A 608-nucleotide genomic window follows, 5' to 3' on the forward strand; every position below is an offset into this window, starting at 1 on the left:
CTGGCGGTGCTGGCGGTGCTGGCGGTGCTGGCGGCACCCTATACATCCGGTTGGGTGCCACGACCAGAACCGTCCAGTTCGGGCCCGCGGACGCCGGGCCCGCGGACGCTCCTGGGATCACGCACACCTTCACGGTGACGACCGGCACCCCGCTCGGACCGGACGAGTTCGGCATCGCCGGTGCGACGCTGCCCGACGAGCTCGTCGTCGGGTTCACCGTGCCGACGGGAGCCGGTGCGGCACGCTGGGAGGAGCGGATCCCGCTGGCCCGGCGTCCCTCCGGAGAGCTGGCCCTGCTCGTGCCCGGCCTGGGCTGGCGTCAGGTGCCGAACCGGCCCGGAGCGGGATGGCTGCCCGCCCCGGTCCGTCCGGCGCTGGTCGTCTCGGTCGGTGCGACGTGACCGGGGAACGGATCGTGACCAGATAATTCGATGGATTTGACCGGTGCGGCGCCGGGGTCAGACCCAAATCCGCCAGTAGCGTGATGGTGGTTGTTTGCCGGTCGGTTTTGTGATCGAAATCGGCGGGGAGGGCTTCCCGGCCGGTTTCGGGTACGCCGAGGGCCCGGATGTCGCTCCGGGCGGGCGGCCGGGGTCCTTTCCGGGGTG

1 pseudogene is annotated in these 608 nt (G+C 71.7%); it reads left to right on the plus strand.

Annotated features, from left to right (window positions below):
• Positions 1–401 (plus strand): annotated as a pseudogene (locus tag AC08OJ_RS18765) (hypothetical protein); the annotation flags it as partial.
• Positions 402–608: the final 207 nt, after the last annotated feature.

Source organism: Frankia sp. CgKIO3, assembly GCF_977946435.1.